The organism is Flavobacterium petrolei, from assembly GCF_003314435.2.
GTDB classification, from domain to species: Bacteria; Bacteroidota; Bacteroidia; order Flavobacteriales; family Flavobacteriaceae; genus Flavobacterium; species Flavobacterium petrolei.
Window position 1 is genome coordinate 1 of sequence record NZ_QNVY02000008.1, and the last position, 16792, is coordinate 16792.

Below are 16792 nucleotides of genomic sequence, written 5' to 3' on the forward strand. Positions count from 1 at the left end.
CTCACAAGCTTTTTTAATCTTTTTTTGAAAATAAATTTTCTACTTTGATTAACTTTACTTGCCAGTATTTAAAAGAACCTCTGCGTCATTGCGGGTGCAAAACTAGCACCTTTATTGCGTTATTCAAGCTTTTTTAAACCTTTTTTTTACTCTTTTCTTAACTTTATCTTTAAACTGCTGAAAACATGGTTTTTGAATGTCAAAGTTTTTTAACTTTAAAGACCTGTTCAAAACAAAGGTTGGCTTTATCGAACATAAATGAGCGTTTCTATAGCCTTAAACCGTTTAACAACGGTCTTGCCTTACCCAAACAATCTTGTTCTATTCATCATTTGTTCCCTGTTTCCTGCTTCAGCACTACACATCTAATCCTAAAAACAGCTTATCTTGGCTGTTTTCTATGGAGAAACAAAGCTGAAGTAGTAAAATGACTTTATCCTTTACCTTATATAGGACGAAGCTTTTCTAATTTCTCCTATATATAAGGTAACCGGATTTTGGGTTGGCGTGAGTTCTTATCCTCCTGATTGAACTGGATATCTTAATTATTCTAAACCCGCGTTAGGGATAGAAGCGAATAGCCCGCAGTCTCGTCTTTTCGGACGAGACGAGGACTTGAAGCGAATAGCCCGACTCATTATATAAAGAAAGGCGACTATCTTTTTTGGATAACCGCCTTTCTTTATATAATGAGGAACGCACTGATGAATTTTATTTCTTTAGACTTTCAGCTCTGGACTCCCAGGAATCAGTTAGATTGGTATAATCAACGGGTTTTGCAGGATTCTGGTTTTGCAATCTTCCGGAATCAAATGCCCGTACTAATATAGTTTCTATCAGGTAGTCTTCATTAACATCAAAAGGCGCATACTTTGTTTTTAAATTAATATCAAACATACTTGCTGCAGTATTCGACCAAAATGCTTTCCAGCCACTTTTGAGACTTTTTACTAATTCATAAGTTGTGGTGCCAGTTTGACGGTGTATTAGCTTTACCAATATTTGACCTTGTTTACGGGAAAGCTTTTTAAGTTTAGCTTCAAACTCGTCGCTCAAATAACTTTCAACTATTTTAAAGTATCTTTTTTTCTCTTTATTTGTTTTAAGGTTAGCCATTCCTCTATTTAAGTTCGACAATCTCTCAGACGCTAGCTTTGCATAAGGATAGGTTTTATAAACACGACTTTGTAGCAGTAAAAATTGCTTTCTTGCTTCGGGATCCGTTTTCCCCTTATATATCAACACTTCTGGTAGTTGAATGGTGTCACCAAGAATAAATTCATCTTCTCCTAATTCATATCCCATCTTTGTAGTATCCTGAGGTATTACCTGAGCACTAACAGTCATAACGGTACATATAAAAAACAACAGAAATTTGATTAGCTTCATACAGGAAATTTTAATTGCCAAAATTATACATTATATATACAACTGTAATGCCAAATTTATAATTTAGCAAAAAAATAATTTTATGAGTACTAAATCAATATTAAACAAGTCATCACTTGAGTTTTTAGAAAATTACCTTAATAATGCGTCACCCACAGGTTATGAAAGTGGCGGGCAGAAATTATGGATGGAATACCTGAAACCTTATGTAGATACTTTTATAACGGACACTTATGGTTCTGCAGTTGGAATCATAAATCCAGATGCACCTTATAAGGTAGTGATTGAAGGTCATGCTGACGAAATTTCATGGTATGTCAATTATATTACTGATGATGGATTAATCTATGTGATTAGAAATGGTGGTTCAGATCACCAAATTGCACCTTCAAAACGTGTTAACATTCATACTAAAGCAGGAATTGTAAAAGGTGTTTTTGGCTGGCCGGCTATTCATACCCGCAATAGAGGAAAAGAAGAAGTGGCAAAAGTTGACAATCTATTCATTGATATTGGTTGTGAAACTAAAGAACAGGTAGATAAAATGGGTGTTCATGTAGGTTGTGTAATTACATATCCTGATGAATTTATGATTTTGAACGAAAACAAATTTGTTTGTCGCGCGATTGACAACCGTATGGGTGGATTTATGATTGCCGAAGTGGCTCGGTTGCTTCACGAAAACAAAATAAAACTTCCTTTTGGATTGTATATTACTAATTCGGTTCAGGAAGAAGTAGGTCTTCGTGGTGCTGAAATGATTACTAAAACTATCAAACCCAATGTAGCCATTGTAACTGATGTTTGTCATGACTCCACTACTCCAATGATCGAAAAGAAAATTGAAGGAGATACAAAAATTGGTAAAGGTCCTGTAGTTACTTATGCACCTGCAGTTCAAAATAATTTGAGAGAATTGATTTTAGAAACTGCTATGGCAAAAGAAATTCCTTTCCAAAGATTGGCTTCTTCACGCGTTACCGGCACAGATACCGATGCTTTTGCATATAGTAATGGCGGCGTAGCTTCAGCTTTGATATCTTTGCCGTTGCGTTATATGCATACCACGGTTGAAATGGTACATCGTGATGACGTTGAAAACGTGATTAAATTAATTTACGAAACCCTATTGAAGTTAGAAAACGAAGAAACATTTTCTTATTTCAAATAGTTTTAGGAGCTAAACCCGCTATCCGTTTCAATCCACGCTAAAAAAGCGTGGGATTTCCTCTTCAAACGAAGTTCAATGAACTCCGCTGAAAGTAGAAGCAAGGTGAAGTAATCGGGGCTAAAAAACCGCAGTTCAAATTATGAATTGCGGTTTTTTTGTTAACTTTACTCATACAATTCATAAAAATGCAATCAACCGCCACATCAATAGAAGCGTATTTAGAAGAAATTCCACTGGAAAGAAAAATAGCTTTTACAAAACTCCGAGAAACTATTCTTGAAAATATTCCAAAAGGATTTGTTGAACAAATGTCCTACGGAATGATTGGTTATGTAGTGCCACATTCTATTTATCCTGGCGGCTATCATTGCGAACCAAAACTCCCGTTGCCCTTTATTAACATCGCTTCTCAAAAAAATTTCATTGCGCTTTACCACATGGGAATTTATGCTAAACCCGAATTACTGAATTGGTTTGTCTCCGAATACCCAAAACACAGCAAACAAAAATTAGACATGGGAAAAAGTTGCATCCGATTTAAGAAGATGGACCAAATCCCTTTTGATTTAATTGCTGAACTCGTGCAAAAAATATCAATGGATGAATGGATTACTTGTTATGAATCATCATTTAAAAAATAAAAAAAACCGCAATTCAAAATTATGAATTGCGGTTTTTATTTTTTTATAGAAATGGTTCTATCTGTTCGCTAGATATTCTAAAACATTTTTCTCTATTCTTTCATCTATATTACTGATGTCTGCTTTTACAAATTTCTCTCCTAAGATATTTTCGTATAATTCAATATATCTTTCAGAAACGGTTTCTATGTATTCGTCAGTCATATTTGGAATTTGTTGCCCTTCCAGACCTTGAAAACCATTTTCGATTAACCAACGACGAACAAACTCTTTCGATAATTGTTTTTGTTCTTCACCTTTATTTTGTCTTTCTTGATAACCTTCCGCGTAAAAATAACGAGAAGAATCCGGTGTGTGAATTTCGTCAATCAAGACAATTACACCTTCTTTAGTTTTACCAAATTCATATTTGGTATCCACCAAAATCAAACCACGACTAGCAGCAATTTCAGTTCCTCTTTGAAACAAATCTCTTGTGAATTTTTCTAAAACAAGGTAGTCTTCTTCAGAAACGATTCCTTTCGATAAAATATCCTCACGAGAAATATCAGCATCATGTTCTCCATTATCCGCTTTGGTTGTCGGCGTAATAATAGCTTCTGGGAATTTATCATTTTCTTTCAAATAATCTGGCATTTTCACGCCGCAAATTTCTCTTTTGCCAAGAGCGTATTCACGAGCAGCATGACCTGAAAGATATCCACGAATCACCATTTCTACTTTGAAAGGCTCGCACAAATACCCCACCGCAACATTAGGATCAGGAGTTGCAATTAACCAGTTAGGAACAATATCCTCAGTCAACTCCATGAATTTAGTTGCTATCTGGTTTAGAATTTGACCTTTATATGGAATTCCTTTTGGCAGAACTACATCAAAAGCTGAAAGCCTGTCTGTAGCTACCATAACCAAAAGTTCATTATTGATATTATACACTTCTCTTACTTTACCGCGGTAAACAGATTTCTGGTTTGGAAAATTAAAATCAGTAGTTGTGATGGTGTTGCTCATTATACTAGTTGTGTGTGTTTATTTTTAGTTCCTGCAAATTTAAAACTATTTCATAGAGTTTCGCAAAGAAAAGAACGGAACTCTTGCATTTTATTTTCATCTCTACAATTATTTTTTAAGCAACGTATCGTTGAATAAATTTAAGATTCGGCTGTACTCATCTACCCAAGAATAGGTTTCTTTAAATCCATGTGCTTCCACCGGGAAACTTGCTAAACTCCATTTTTTCTTACCTAATTCGATAAAACGTTGAGACAAACGAACAATATCTTTGTATTCTACATTGTCATCAACCATTCCATGAAGCATCAATAAATCCCCTTGTAAATTATCCGCAAAATAGATGGGAGAACTTTTTTTGTAGGCATCCGGATCCGTTTCGGGAAAATTAAGAATGTTTCCGGTGTAGCCATGATTGTAATGCGCCCAATCCGTTACGGAACGTAATGCAGCACCCGAAGCAAACTCCTTTGGAGTAGTCAGCATTCCCATCAACGTTATGAAACCTCCATAAGAACCACCATAAATCCCAACTTTTGACGCATCAATTCCGTAATTTTCGACTAGATATTTTTTGCCATCAATTTGATCTGTTAAATCTTTTCCGCCCATAAAACGGTAAATACCTGTTCTAAAATCACGTCCGTATCCATCGCTTCCTCTATAATCAATATCTAAAACAGTATAACCTAAATCGACCAATAAATTATGAAACATGTATTCTCTATGGTATGTACTCCAGTAGTTATGTGCGTTTTGCAAATAACCGGCACCATGAACAAACAAGATTGCAGCTTTGTTAGTATTTGCAGTTTGTGGCTTGTACAATCTGGCATTTACCGGAGTTCCATCCTGAGCTTTGAAAGTGATTACTTCCGGTTCACGCCAAGAATATCCTTTGAAACTTTCCGATGTTGAAGTCGTTATCTGATTTAAGTTGGTATTCTGTTTATTAGGCGCTACATACAATTCCCAAGGTTTATTTTTATACGAATAACGAACCAATAAGGAACTTTCGTCGGGAGACAAACTCACTTCATGAGCGCCATCTTTAGTTAAAATAGGTTGTAAAACAGGATCTGCCACTTCCAATTTATAAAAATTTCTGTTTCCCGGGTGTGTCGTTGTTGTGGATAAATAAAAATACTTTTTATCTTTTGACAAATTCACATTGCGCACTTCCCAATTTCCTTTGGTCAGTTGTGTTTTCTTTTTTGATTTTAAATTATAGGTATACAAATGAGAATAACCCGTTTCTTCGGATTGGAAATAAACGGTTTCATTATCTCCCAAAAATCCAAGCGTTCCTCTCCCGTAAGAATTGGAGGGAATTCCAGGTCCGCCAATCCAAGCTTCATCATGTTGATGGTCTAATTCCTGAAAGGTTCCTATCTCAAGATTTAAACTGACAATCCATCGGTCTTTGTTATCCTGACTTCTAATTTCAGCAATTGCATAAGAACCATTTTCATTGTAAACAGGTTCCTGAACTACAATTAGTTTGTCCTTTTTTGCTGCAGTTTTTGATTTTTCATAGGACTCAAAATATTTAGGAACATCCTGAATGTGACTCAACGATGAAAAATTCATGAAATAAACAGAATCTTTGGCGATGTTGTAAATCCCGAATTTGGTTGCCAACAAATTATCTACTGAAACTTTCTCCTTAGTATCTTCAATTTCATTGTAGCCATTAGCAGTTATGAAAAGTTCCATTTTTTCACTCTTGCGTTCTGAATCCTCTATTAATCTAAAGGTGGCGAAATTTCCTTTTGGATCAACTTTTAAGCTTCCAAAAGTATTTTTCCCATAATAATAAGGTTTTGGAAAATCAGATTTTGTAGTTTTCGATTTTGCCAAATTCCATTTTTTTAGTGCTTCCTGATCTCTGACAAATTGAAACAATTCCTCCTGTTGGCTTTTCAAAAAAGATTCTTTGTCAGAGGCTTTCTCTTCTGATTTTCCTTTACGAAAGTTGGTGATTTGAATAATAGAGCCTTCATTCGTATTAAATTGAAAAAGATTTTCATTTTGTCTGAAATACAACATTCCTGCAACAGCACCCATTTGTAAATTAGCAATTGGGCTGCTTTGTTGGTACAATTTTTTGGAGGTTTTACTTTTCAAGGAATACAAAAACAGTCTTCCTTTATCAATGTAGTAATACAAATCCGGATTCGTTGTTTTTTTGAAATCAAATTTTGAAAAAGCGGCTTCATATGGTGATGCCAATTCAGGTTTTGACAATCCATTTTTCCAAAAATAAGTACTGGTACCCAATTCATTATTTGGATTCCAATCAAAATAAACTTTCTGTCCATCTAAAGACCATCTTTCATTCTCTGGTTGAGCGCCAATGAAAGCGTTGCCTTTCATGATTTCTTCTAGTTTTAGCGTTTGACTTTGCATTGTTATGGAAAACAAAATACAGATAATAAGGATTAGTTTTTTATTCATTTGGTTTGTGTTTAATTTTTAAATGAGAAATATCTTAGATTAAAAAAATTAATTATTCAATAATTCCTGAGCTATATATTTCGCAACTCCTTCATTATCATTAGTCAAAATGACTTCTAAATGGGAAAGTTTATTTTTCAAGCTTTCAGGAGCATTTCCCATCACCAAAGCTTTACCAGAGGATTTAAGCATATTTTCATCATTATAGCCATCACCAAAAGAAATAGTTTGTTCGAAAACAAAATTCTCTTTTTCCAGAATTTTTGCAATTGCGACACTTTTATCTACGGACTTGTCCATAAATTCCAAACAAAAAGGCAAACTAAACGCGTGACTAAAAAGTTCAGTATGATTCTCTAAAATTCGGTCTCTTAATTCAATTAATTTGGAGTGTTTTTCGTGTGTGAAAAATAATTTTATTCCGCTGACATCATCTAAAGTATCGAAATCAACAATTTCAGGCATGTAATTCAATTCTGCCTGAAAACTATTTAATTTTTCATTTATTTTATTGGTTTGCCAAACATTTTCTTTGAATAAAACGGTCGTAATCTCAGGGTCAATATCTAAATTTAATATTGATTTTATGTCGTCGCTTTTTATATCGAAAGAGAATAGAAGTTCTTTTTCAGGAGAATGTATACGTGCTCCATTTGAAGTAACTAAATAAACTGGGCATCCTAAACCCTCAACCAAAGGCATTGCATCCAAGTGATGACGACCAGTTGCTACAATAATTAAATAATTTTGATTGTGGAGTTCTTGAAAAACAGTTTTGGTGTATTGGGATATTTTGTGATCTGAATTGAGTAACGTTCCGTCTAAATCACTGATAACTACTTTAATTTTTTCTTTTAAAATCATTTTTTTTAACTGAGATTTTATTAATTCCAAATTTATTGCATTTTTAAGACATACAAAAGGAATCAATCGGATTTTATTTAAAGCTTTACGGATAAACTGGTAGCTTTTTTTTAAATAATAAAGCGGAAAGGAAATCCATTCTCTACTGTAAATGAACTTGCTTTCCGCTCCAAAAAATTTTATTTATTTCCTAATCGTTATTCTCAATCATTTTATAAGCATCAATTACTTTTTTGACTAATCGGTGTCGTACAATGTCTTTGTCATCCAGATAAATGATTCCGATTCCATCAATATCTTTCAAAACCAATAAGGCTTCTTTGAGTCCGGAAATGGTTCTTCGTGGTAAATCGACCTGACCTGGATCACCAGTAATCATAAATTTAGCACTTTTCCCCATACGGGTAAGAAACATTTTCATTTGGGAATGTGTAGTATTTTGGGCTTCATCCAAAATTACAAAAGCATTATCCAATGTTCTACCTCGCATAAATGCCAAAGGCGCAATTTGGATAACTCCTTTTAGAATATAATCTTCCAGTTTTTCATTAGGCAACATATCGCGCAACGCGTCATATAAAGGTTGCATATACGGATCTAGTTTTTCCTTCATATCTCCTGGTAAAAAACCTAGGTTCTCCCCTGCTTCTACCGCTGGTCTAGTCAATATTATACGTTTAACTTGTTTTTCTTTCAGCGCTTTTATAGCCATGGCTACACCTGTATATGTTTTTCCGGTTCCAGCTGGTCCAACGGCAAAAACCATATCATTCTTTTCCATGGTATCCACCAACAATTGCTGATTAGGAGTCATAGCTTTAATGATTTTCCCGCCTACTCCATGCACTAATATTTTATCCTGTCCTGGAAATTTTCTATCTTCCTGAACATCGCCAAGGATAACGCGCTCAATTACATTGTTATCAATGTTATTGTACCTCGAAAAGTGCACCATTAATCGTTGAAACCGTTTTTCAAATTCGTCTAAAACTTCTTTTTCTCCAAAAGCTTTTAAAGTTGTTCCCCGAGCGACAATTTTCAATTTTGGATAATATTTTTTAATTGTTTCAAGATGAGTGTCTTGAGCGCCCCAAAAGTCTTTTGGAGCGATGTCTATGAGCTCGATTATTCTTTCGTTCAAATGCTGTTGTTTTTAAATTAAAATGAGTGAATTAATAAATTTTGTATCAAAGCCAATAAATGTTGTATTAATTTGAATTTGTCTTTTGTTTTTTGCTTTTTTGAATTTACTATTATTAGCTTTGCGTTTCTCAAATTTAATGAAAATTAGGTTTACAAAACACCAATAGTTATAAACAAATTTATGTCAATAATTACCCTTACTTCCGATTATGGCTTGAAAGACCACTTTGTAGGTGCGTTGAAAGGGAAAATTTTATCTGAGTATTCCGAAGCTAAAATCATTGACATTTCACATGAAATTGACCCATTCAACACGGTAGAAGCAAGTTACATTATTAGCGCTTCGTATTCAAGCTTCCCAAAAGGAACTGTTCACCTTATTGGTGTGGATATGGAACACAATAAGGAAAACCAACATATTGTGATGCAATGGAACGATCATTATTTTATTGCCGCCGATAATGGTATTTTAAGCATGCTTTCGCAAAAAATTGTCCCGCAAAAAATCGTGGCGATTAATATTCACGATCGTTTACCCAGTGACGCAGCGGATCTGGATGTGTTTGTAAAAGTAGCCTGCCATCTTGCCAAAGGTGGTTTAATGAACGTCATTGGTAAAGAAATAAACACGATTAAACAAGTCACCGACTTACAAGCTGTTCTTTCCGCTGATGGAAATTCGTTGAAAGGACACGTGATTTATATTGACCATTTTGGAAATGTAATTACTAATATTTCTAAAAAGTATTTTATCGAAGTTGCCAAAGGAAGACCGTATGAAATTGTGTTGAAAACTAAAAATATCAAAACCATTTTGCCTAACTATTCTGCCATTGCAAATTCTGATAAATATCCTATCAAATCATATGAGGGCGAAAAATTAGCGATTTTCAACGAAGCCGGTTTTCTTGAAATTGCTATTTTTAGAAGCAATCCTTCTAAAGTGGGTTCTGCAAATAGTTTACTGGGATTAAATTATAGGGATGTTATTATTATAAAATTCGTTTAAAGTTGAGTAGCTTTAAACGTTAAACAAAAAAACAATGTTTGTACGAATAGTAAAATTGAGTTTTCACGAGGAACATATTCCTGCATTTTTGGAAAACTTTGAGTTGATGAAAAATAAAATACGAAATGCGCCCGGAAATCGTTTTTTAGAATTGTATCAGGATAAAAATAACAAAAGTATTTTCTTCACTTACAGCTATTGGGAAACTGAAGCTGATTTAGAAAACTACAGAAATTCTGAACTTTTTTATGATGTTTGGACATTCACCAAGAAATTATTCAACGACAAACCAGAAGCGTGGAGTGTGGATAAATTAGTAAGTTTAGAATAAAAAATAGTTTAAAGTTTAAGGTTTAAAGTTGTTGGATTGGGAACTTTAAACCTTAAACATTTGAAACTTTAAACAAAAAAATAAATGAAATCAATAGTATTACGAGAAATAAAATCCTTTTTCGGTTCGCCTATAGGTTACTTAGTAATTGCAATTTTTCTAATTATAAATGGACTGTTTCTTTGGGTTTTCGAAGGAGATTATAACATTCTAAATACCGGTTTTTCTGATTTGACTCCATTTTTTACCTTGGCACCCTGGATTTTGATATTCTTGATTCCTGCGGTAACAATGCGCAGTTTTTCGGATGAAAAAAAACAAGGAACATTAGAATTATTACTGACAAAACCACTGAGTATTTGGCAAATTGTAAACGGGAAATTCCTTGGTGCTTTGCTTTTAATTGTTATGGCAATTATTCCAACATTCATATATGTAGCTGTTATTTCCAATTTAGGAATGCCGGAAGGTAATCTCGATATGGGAAGCACGATTGGTTCCTATTTTGGATTATTATTCCTGATTGCAGCATATTCAGCCATCGGAATATTTACTTCAACGCTATCTGATAACCAGATTGTAGCTTTTATTGTTGCAGTATTTTTATGTTTTTTCTTCTATTTTGGTTTTGAAGGATTAGCATCTGTTGTTCCAAATGTATCTTCCATAATCTCATCATTAGGAATGCAAGATCATTTCAAAAGCATGAGCCGCGGCGTATTAGACACAAGAGATATCCTTTATTTTACAAGCATAACCGTTGTCTTTCTTTCCTTTACTGTTTACAATCTAAAATCTTTCAAATCGTAATGACTACTTCTAAGAAAAATAACCTAAAATCAGTATTGATTATCCTTGCTATTGTAGTGCTTGCGAATGTGATAGGAAGTTCCTTTTTTCATCGTTTTGATTTAACCAAAGATAAAAGATACACACTTTCCCCTACTTCTTTGAATATCATCAAGCAAGTTCAAAACCCGTTGTCCATAAAAGTTTATATGCAAGGCGATTTACCTGCCGAATTCAAACGTTTACAGCAAGAAACGAAACAATTACTGGAAGAATTTCAGGCGTACAACAAAAATATCATTTTTGAATTCGTAGATCCTTTGGAAAACGAAGACGCCAGCATGGACAATATTAAAGAGTTATATCGAAAAGGGCTTACGCCAATAAACATAACCGTTGACAACAAAGGAAAGCAATCTCAAGCGATGGTTTTTCCTTGGGCGATTGCCGTTTATGACAACAAGGAAGTAAATATTCCATTGTTGAAAAATATTATGGGAGCTTCAACTACCCAAAAAGTAATTGGATCTGTGCAGCATTTAGAATACTCCATTGCCGAAGGGTTGAATAAGATTACTAAAGCCAAACAAAAGAAAATTGCTGTTATCAAAGGAAACGGTGAATTGCAAGATGTTTTGATGGCTAAATTTCTTTTGCAAGTGCGTGAAAGTTATTTTATTGGTCCATTTACTTTAGACTCTGTTGCCAAAAACCCTATTGGAAGTTTAGAAGCTTTAGAAAAATATGACTTGGCAGTTATCGCTAAACCTACCGAAACATTTACTGACGCTGAGAAACAAGTCTTAGATCAATTTATCATCAATGGCGGAAAAACATTGTGGTTGATTGACCAAGTTACGGCAGAAATGGATAGTTTATACGATTCATCTGGAGCCACTTTGGCCTATCCAAAAGATCTGAATTTAAATGATATGTTCTTTAAATACGGCATCCGAATCAATCCTGATTTAGTAAAAGACGAACAAGGAAGTCCTATAAAACTGGCCACAGGTGAACAAGGAAGTGCGACTCAATTTCAGGAATTCAATTGGAAGTTTGCACCTCAAGTGTATCCAAACAGTTTGCATCCGATTGTGAAAAATTTAGGTGGAATCAAATTTGATTTTGCGAATCCTATTGACACTTTGAAAAACGGAATAAAGAAAACCATTCTTTTGGAATCCTCGCAATATTCAAAGAAAATAGGAACTCCTTCAGAAATAAACCTGAATATCGTTGCCGAAGAAACTTCGCCAAACGATTACTTGAACAAAGGGAAAATTCCACTTTCAGTTTTATTAGAAGGTTCGTTTCATTCCATGTTTGAAAATAGAGTGCTACCATTTGAACAAAAAACATTTCAAGCGGGAGGAAAAGAGAACAAAATGATTGTGGTTTCGGATGGGGATTTGATAAAAAACCAATTGGATAAAAACTTTCAACCGGTAGAATTGGGTTATGACCAAAGGTCTGGTAATTTGTATGATAATAAAGACTTCCTGATAAATTGTGTGAACTATCTATTAGATGACACGGGACTTATTAACATTCGAAGCAAAGATCTTGATTTACCTTTATTGGATAAAGAAAAAGTTTATGAAAACTATACCCGAACACAAATCCTAACTATCGGGCTTCCAATTCTTATTTTGGTGCTTTTTGGAGTCGCATTTACTTTCCTTCGTAAAAGAAAATACAGCAAATAGATGTTAATAAAAAAGTTTCCAAACTAGAATAGTTTACGATATATTTGTAAAATGTATCGTATTTCGGATATTAAAGAAATACCTTAAAAAATAAAACAAAACAGATGAAATTTATAGTATCGAGTTCGTACTTATTGAAACAATTACAAGTTTTAGGTAACGTTATCAACAGCAGTAATACTTTGCCTATTTTAGATAACTTTTTATTTGATTTAGACCATAATGTGCTAACGGTTTCTGCTTCTGATTTAGAGACAACTATGTCAGCTACTTTAGGAATTGATTCAGAAAGTAAAGGAAGCGTTGCTGTCCCTGCAAAATTGCTTTTGGAAATCCTTAAAACATTCCCGGAACAACCCTTAACTTTTACGGTTGAAGAAAACAGTACGATTGAAATCAGTTCTAATTCTGGAAAATATGCTTTGGCTTATGCTCCTGGAGATGAATTTCCGAAATCGGTTAACTTAGACGATCCATCTGTAACACTTGTTCCTGCTGATGTTTTGGCAACAGCCATAAGCAAAACAATATTTGCTGCCGGAAATGATGATTTACGTCCGGTAATGTCTGGTGTATTCTTCCAGTTTTCGCCACAAGGATTAACATTTGTAGCAACTGATGCTCACAAATTAGTAAAATATGCGCGTACGGATGTAACGGCTTCTCAAGTAGCTGATTTCATTATGCCAAAGAAACCTTTGAACATCTTAAAAAATATTCTTGGAACTTCAGATGCAGAAGTGAAAATTGAATATAACGATTCGAATGCTACTTTTTCTTTTGACAATTATGTTTTAATGTGTCGTTTGATTGATGGAAAATATCCAAATTACGAAGCGGTAATTCCAAAAGAGAATCCAAATAAATTGATGATTGACCGTTCTCAATTTTTGAGTTCTGTACGTCGTGTTGCCATCTTTTCGAATAAAACAACGCACCAAATTCGTTTGAAAATCGCTGGTGCTGAATTGAATGTTTCTGCTGAAGATATTGACTACTCAAACAAGGCGGAAGAAAGATTGACATGTGATTATCAAGGTGATGATATGCAAATAGGGTATAATTCTCGTTTCTTGACTGAAATGTTGACTAACTTGCAATCAGATATGATTATGCTTGAAATGTCATTACCAAACAGAGCCGGAATCCTAACTCCCGTTGACGGATTAGAAGAAGGTGAAACGGTTACGATGCTTGTAATGCCGGTAATGCTGAACAGTTAACATTATATTTTTAAATTGTTATATTTTGATTTTTAAAATTGAAATATAATACTTACTATTGCATAACAAATACGCTATTAACCAAACCATTTTTATATTAAAAAACCGTCCCGATTTATCGAGACGGTTTTTTGCTTTTATTCATTTCTCTTTTTGTCATTCCGCGGTGGGAGGAATCTCTTTGGTATTCCGTTTAAATGATTACAATGATTACTGATACCAGTGGTTTGCTTCGTTCCTCGCAACGACAAAATGAGCATTTAAATCTAACTAGTCTAAAATCAAAGAAGTCTAACATTCCAAACTAAATCACTCCCATTTTTTTCATCAGGAAAGTAGCGCTTCTATTTTTACAAATTCCGTCACGCAGTTTGTAATCAAAATGGAGTTCATTATTGATAATCTCCACTTCAAAACATTTATTAGTTAATATATTCGGATATTCATTTGTGGTCAGGCAAACTTCAATATCATGGGTAGCTATAGCTCCAACGGCTTTTTTGCCAATCACTTTTTTGACCACTTCAATTGTTCCATTGCGCTTATCATCTGAATTTGTTCCGCGTAATATTTCGTCCAATAAAACAAAGGCGGGTCTATTTTCTAATTCGTCCATGATTTGCTTTAAGCGCTTTATTTCGGCAAAGAAATACGATTCACTATCGGACAACGAATCCGATAATCTCATGGAAACTAAAACTGGTAACGGATGCACATTCGCCTGACTGGCACAAACTGGCGAACCCATTCCTGACAAAACCATGTTGATTCCTAAACTTCTTAGAAAAGTACTTTTACCGGACATATTTGAACCTGTTAAAATCATAAACGATTCGGGATGAAAACGCACATCATTTCCTATTCTGGTTTTTTCATTTAATAAAGGATGACTTAAATCTTTGAAATCTATTTCAAAATTCGTGTTCAAGGTTGGATATACAAATTCGGGATTGTTATAAGAAAAATTAGCCAAACTGTTCAACATTTCGAATTCTCCAATAACTTCCAGCCAATTTTCTAATGCTTCGTTATGGTCTTTTTTCCATTGAATTAATGATTTTAAAACGTGCAAATTAAACAAAAAGGTTCCATTGAAAACGATAGCTGTAACCAAATTACTAATGCTGTCCATATTCGAAAACAAACCTGCCAATTGCTTCAAATGAACGCTGGCATTTTCTTTTTTGAACATTAGTTTTTGCTGTAAATCGATTAACTTTTCTGATTGAAAAGATTCGTTTTCAATTTTTTGCAACAGCAAACTATATTGATGAATAGTTTTATCAATGTTGGTAGAATTAGCTACTTCAGCTTGGATTCGCTTCATAAAACGTCCTAAAATCATTAAATTAATAATAAACAAATACGACAAAACAGAAGCAAAAAAAGTATTAGAAGTCACTAAATAAGCAATCAGAACTCCCAGAAAAAGAAGCGGTGAAAAATAAGAAATAAAAACACTCGTTTTAGACAACGGCGCACTATTGAATGTGCTCCACTTGAGCAACGTCTCATAGTTTGATTGAGTGTCCTTGCCTACTTTGGCGAAAGCCAAAAATTCTTGACGCCAATCTAATTTTTCAGTTAATTCTTTTACCGCTTGATGATTTCTGGTAATTTCATCATTTGGTAAAATGGATAACAATTGGTTTGCAAATGTTTTTTTACCAATAAAAGTAGCGGTTCTATTCAAGTTTTGGAACAAGGAATGTTCGCCAAAAATATCTAAATCATAGGCATACGGATGGTGAAAATCATTGAATTCCTGTCCATTTTCGAAAGGGATTTTATTTCTTTTCAAATAGGAAATTTCGTTATCATTAATATCGAATAAGGCTTGATTAACTTGTTTTTCGAAAACTAATTTAGAATGAATTCGCATCAATATAACGAATAGTCCAAAAAGAAAAATCGCGGCAGCTATTAGAATAACTTCGCTATTTTTGATATAATAATAAATAGAAACCAAAAAAAGTACAATAGTAAAAAGTCTTAAAATACTTATACTATTGTACTTTTTATTGATTGCAGTTAATGCCGTTGAAAAGCGAATCTTTTTTGCTTTGTATATTTCCATAATTCAATTTGATGAATTGCAAATATAACGAAATAGATTACTTTGAGGTCTAAATTAAAAGGCAATGGCGATGCCACACTACATAGAAATCAACATTTCAATTGAATTATAACTGAATCAATCAATATGAATCGCTAAAATTGGAATATCAAAATTCGTTGCAATTTTTTTTGTTAAACTAGGTTTGAAAATCCCTTCAAAAAAACCTCTTTTATATGTAAGCATTGTCAGGACATCAACTTCTTTATACATTATAAAATCCAGAATAGTTTCTTTGACTTCGTCGCTGTTGATGACAAAAAATTCAATAGGTTCATTAATAAATTCGTCTTCCCATTTAGCAACTGTATCTTTAGAGACATCAGAATCACTGGTTTTTACATACAAGCACTTTACTTTTGCTTTCGTTTTTTTGGCAATATCCAACACCATTTTTAAGGCTTTTTTATCTTTGGTTCTAAAACGAGTTGTGAATCCGATAATTTCTATTTTCTTGAATTTTGCTTCTATTGGAACACACAACATAGGAATGTCTATTCCTGAAATTACAGAACCTGTATTGGTGCCCATAAAAAAAGCATCCCATCCCGTGGCTCCGGAAGTTCCCATTATGACAAAATCTATTTTATCTTCTTTGATACATTTTTTAATATTATGGAGCAAATCCCCATCCATGAGCCTATGAGACATCTTTATTTTATCTAAATGACGCTCTTCGGCTATAGCCCGCAATTTTGGGATTTCCTCTTTAAACATATCAAATTGCGCTAACTCTAATGAATCATAAATGACCGCGTAATTTTCAGGGAAAAACTGATTGTCATAAATTGGCAGTTCAAAAGTGTGCAATAAAACAAGTTCCCCGTGAACTATTTTTGCAAATTCTAAAGCATGTACAAAAGCATTTGTAGCTACTGTAGAAAAGTCGGTTGGAAAGAGAATTTTTTTCATTTGTATTATGCTTTTAAAGGATTCATTTAC

Annotated in this window: 14 protein-coding genes; 7 read left to right on the forward strand and 7 right to left on the reverse strand. The window is 33.8% G+C overall.

The genetic code is table 11. The annotated features are described in order from the left end of the window. Positions 1–711: 711 nt before the first annotated feature. Entirely contained in the window at positions 712–1389 is a 678-nt protein-coding gene (locus tag DR871_RS15920) for a DUF4294 domain-containing protein (RefSeq protein ID WP_113667215.1), read from the reverse strand. 82 nt (positions 1390–1471) lie between these two features. Here DR871_RS15920 and DR871_RS15925 point away from each other — a divergent pair, with 82 nt between their 5' ends. Together DR871_RS15925 and DR871_RS15930 are read left to right on the forward strand one after the other, a co-directional pair. Further along, positions 1472–2560: a M42 family metallopeptidase gene (locus DR871_RS15925; RefSeq protein ID WP_113637269.1), complete on the forward strand. Its 1089-nt coding sequence runs from the start codon at positions 1472–1474 to the stop codon at positions 2558–2560. Positions 2561–2745: 185 nt separating this feature from the next. After that, positions 2746–3201: a DUF1801 domain-containing protein gene (locus DR871_RS15930; RefSeq protein WP_113667214.1), complete on the forward strand. Its 456-nt coding sequence runs from the start codon at positions 2746–2748 to the stop codon at positions 3199–3201. A 57-nt stretch (positions 3202–3258) separates the two neighbouring features. On the opposite strand, the gene DR871_RS15935 is transcribed toward DR871_RS15930, so the two are convergent. From DR871_RS15935 to DR871_RS15950, 4 genes are all read right to left on the reverse strand, one after another. Further along, positions 3259–4212: a phosphoribosylaminoimidazolesuccinocarboxamide synthase gene (locus tag DR871_RS15935; RefSeq protein WP_113667213.1), complete on the reverse strand. Its 954-nt coding sequence runs from the start codon at positions 4210–4212 to the stop codon at positions 3259–3261. 108 nt (positions 4213–4320) lie between these two features. Then, complete coding sequence (locus tag DR871_RS15940; RefSeq protein ID WP_113667212.1) at positions 4321–6669, reverse strand: S9 family peptidase; 2349 nt, start codon at positions 6667–6669, stop codon at positions 4321–4323. A 48-nt stretch (positions 6670–6717) separates the two neighbouring features. Continuing rightward, positions 6718–7533 carry an HAD family hydrolase gene (locus DR871_RS15945; protein ID WP_113667219.1) on the reverse strand — a complete coding sequence of 272 codons (816 nt, stop codon included), beginning with the start codon at positions 7531–7533 and terminating at the stop codon, positions 6718–6720. A 190-nt stretch (positions 7534–7723) separates the two neighbouring features. Beyond that, the gene (locus DR871_RS15950) at positions 7724–8674 is read right to left on the reverse strand and encodes a PhoH family protein (RefSeq protein ID WP_113667211.1); all 951 of its coding nucleotides are present in this window, start codon (positions 8672–8674) and stop codon (positions 7724–7726) included. A gap of 183 nt (positions 8675–8857) precedes the next feature. Here DR871_RS15950 and DR871_RS15955 point away from each other — a divergent pair, with 183 nt between their 5' ends. From DR871_RS15955 to dnaN, 5 genes are all read left to right on the forward strand, one after another. After that, on the forward strand, positions 8858–9685 hold the full coding sequence (locus tag DR871_RS15955) for an SAM hydrolase/SAM-dependent halogenase family protein (RefSeq protein ID WP_113667210.1): 828 nt from the start codon (positions 8858–8860) through the stop codon (positions 9683–9685). 34 nt (positions 9686–9719) lie between these two features. Beyond that, positions 9720–10016 carry a putative quinol monooxygenase gene (locus DR871_RS15960; RefSeq protein WP_113667209.1) on the forward strand — a complete coding sequence of 99 codons (297 nt, stop codon included), beginning with the start codon at positions 9720–9722 and terminating at the stop codon, positions 10014–10016. A gap of 84 nt (positions 10017–10100) precedes the next feature. Then, complete coding sequence (gldF, locus tag DR871_RS15965; protein WP_113667208.1) at positions 10101–10826, forward strand: gliding motility-associated ABC transporter permease subunit GldF; 726 nt, start codon at positions 10101–10103, stop codon at positions 10824–10826. Then, positions 10826–12511, forward strand: coding sequence for a gliding motility-associated ABC transporter substrate-binding protein GldG (gldG, locus tag DR871_RS15970; RefSeq protein ID WP_113667207.1), 1686 nt, complete (start codon positions 10826–10828; stop codon positions 12509–12511). Before gldF ends, gldG begins: the two co-directional genes overlap by 1 nt. A 104-nt stretch (positions 12512–12615) precedes the next feature. Further along, positions 12616–13734, forward strand: coding sequence for a DNA polymerase III subunit beta (gene dnaN / locus DR871_RS15975; protein WP_099715409.1), 1119 nt, complete (start codon positions 12616–12618; stop codon positions 13732–13734). 304 nt (positions 13735–14038) lie between these two features. On the opposite strand, the gene DR871_RS15980 is transcribed toward dnaN, so the two are convergent. Beyond that, entirely contained in the window at positions 14039–15811 is a 1773-nt protein-coding gene (locus DR871_RS15980; RefSeq protein WP_113667206.1) for a MutS-related protein, read from the reverse strand. A 117-nt stretch (positions 15812–15928) separates the two neighbouring features. Beyond that, positions 15929–16762, reverse strand: a complete 834-nt coding sequence (locus tag DR871_RS15985; protein ID WP_113667205.1) for a universal stress protein — start codon at positions 16760–16762, stop codon at positions 15929–15931. Between the last annotated feature and the right edge of the window lie 30 nt (positions 16763–16792).

What these genes read in the sequence shown, in the direction of transcription:
- DR871_RS15920 (WP_113667215.1), bottom strand. Translation starts at nt 1,389, where the DNA reads ATGAAGCTAATCAAATTTCTGTTGTTTTTTATATGTACCGTTATGACT.
- DR871_RS15925 (WP_113637269.1), top strand. Translation starts at nt 1,472, where the DNA reads ATGAGTACTAAATCAATATTAAACAAGTCATCACTTGAGTTTTTAGAA.
- DR871_RS15930 (WP_113667214.1), top strand. Translation starts at nt 2,746, where the DNA reads ATGCAATCAACCGCCACATCAATAGAAGCGTATTTAGAAGAAATTCCA.
- DR871_RS15935 (WP_113667213.1), bottom strand. Translation starts at nt 4,212, where the DNA reads ATGAGCAACACCATCACAACTACTGATTTTAATTTTCCAAACCAGAAA.
- DR871_RS15940 (WP_113667212.1), bottom strand. Translation starts at nt 6,669, where the DNA reads ATGAATAAAAAACTAATCCTTATTATCTGTATTTTGTTTTCCATAACA.
- DR871_RS15945 (WP_113667219.1), bottom strand. Translation starts at nt 7,533, where the DNA reads ATGATTTTAAAAGAAAAAATTAAAGTAGTTATCAGTGATTTAGACGGA.
- DR871_RS15955 (WP_113667210.1), top strand. Translation starts at nt 8,858, where the DNA reads ATGTCAATAATTACCCTTACTTCCGATTATGGCTTGAAAGACCACTTT.
- DR871_RS15960 (WP_113667209.1), top strand. Translation starts at nt 9,720, where the DNA reads ATGTTTGTACGAATAGTAAAATTGAGTTTTCACGAGGAACATATTCCT.
- gldF (WP_113667208.1), top strand. Translation starts at nt 10,101, where the DNA reads ATGAAATCAATAGTATTACGAGAAATAAAATCCTTTTTCGGTTCGCCT.
- gldG (WP_113667207.1), top strand. Translation starts at nt 10,826, where the DNA reads ATGACTACTTCTAAGAAAAATAACCTAAAATCAGTATTGATTATCCTT.
- dnaN (WP_099715409.1), top strand. Translation starts at nt 12,616, where the DNA reads ATGAAATTTATAGTATCGAGTTCGTACTTATTGAAACAATTACAAGTT.
- DR871_RS15980 (WP_113667206.1), bottom strand. Translation starts at nt 15,811, where the DNA reads ATGGAAATATACAAAGCAAAAAAGATTCGCTTTTCAACGGCATTAACT.
- DR871_RS15985 (WP_113667205.1), bottom strand. Translation starts at nt 16,762, where the DNA reads ATGAAAAAAATTCTCTTTCCAACCGACTTTTCTACAGTAGCTACAAAT.